Genomic DNA, 943 nt, shown 5'->3' on the forward strand with positions numbered 1-943 from the left:
CTGCCCCAGGCGGTGTTCGCCATCGTACCGGTAGTGCCGGATCTGGCCGTTATCCTTCTCTACGGTACGGCCGTGGATGTCATAGCGCCAGCGAATACCGTTCAGTTGCGTGACCCGGGCTTTGATTTTAATATATTAAGCCAGCCAATAGTGTTCTTTTATTAAAAATTATCTGTTTTTTGTTGTTTGAGTGAGCACTTCAAAAACAGACGCTGCTTAATTATAACCTCGCAAAAATCAATCCTTCTCTTTTCTTAATATCAGGGCGTCATTTTTTTAATATCAAGTGCGTAATTAACAACATCATCTAAAAGTTTTTCTTCCCTGAGGGAAAAGTTTGCGTATTGAGCCATAGCTCTGCATGTTGACAGACTTTCAATTATTTCAAATGGAATTTTGTCTCCAAAAATCATTATCTGTTCATAACGAGTTTGAAAAAAATTTGCCGATTCATGTTTACCATTGGCATTAAGTTCAAAAATTATTTTTTCAAGGGCATTTTTTAAGTTATTCAATTTCATTACCAGGGAACCCTTAAAGTTTTAACCACCCATGCTCTTGGAAGATTTGATACCACAGCCTGGTATCCCATCCCAGGATATCCTGCCCCTTGAGCTGCAGCAGGACCTTCACTCACCCACGTTCCTTTAGGAACTCTAAACTCTGATACATTAGTAATATTAACACCCCAATCATGGCGAATAGCTAGCTTTTCTCGCAAAACCTCCTCGGAATTGTATTTTTCATTTGTCAGCCAAGAAATTTTTCTTACTGTTCTATTATTTACACCATGATATTTATAAAAAGTCTCGTTTCTTTTCAGCTGCCTGTTTTTATAAACGCTTTTATCAAATGTTTCTGCAATTCCTCCAGGAAGTTGCGGCCCTGGTTTTTTCCCTGTATTGCATCGGCTTAACCCCCACGGATCCACCCACCCCAGCGC

Annotated in this window: 1 protein-coding gene and 2 pseudogenes; all 3 read right to left on the reverse strand. The window is 39.9% G+C overall.

The features are described from left to right. Positions 1 to 117: pseudogene (locus tag EKN83_RS23710) on the reverse strand (RHS repeat protein); the annotation flags it as partial. A gap of 143 nt (positions 118 to 260) precedes the next feature. Then, positions 261 to 521 (reverse strand): hypothetical protein, encoded by a 261-nt coding sequence (locus tag EKN83_RS23225; RefSeq protein WP_126801794.1) that lies wholly within the window; start codon positions 519 to 521, stop codon positions 261 to 263. After that, a pseudogene (locus EKN83_RS23230) lies at positions 521 to 943 on the reverse strand (hypothetical protein); the annotation flags it as partial. The gene EKN83_RS23225 and the pseudogene EKN83_RS23230, both read right to left, overlap by 1 nt.

Source organism: Enterobacter sp. WCHEn090032 (assembly GCF_003986875.1).
In the GTDB taxonomy this organism is placed as follows: Bacteria; Pseudomonadota; Gammaproteobacteria; order Enterobacterales; family Enterobacteriaceae; genus Enterobacter; species Enterobacter sichuanensis.

What these genes read in the sequence shown, in the direction of transcription:
- EKN83_RS23225 (WP_126801794.1), bottom strand. Translation starts at nt 521, where the DNA reads ATGAAATTGAATAACTTAAAAAATGCCCTTGAAAAAATAATTTTTGAA.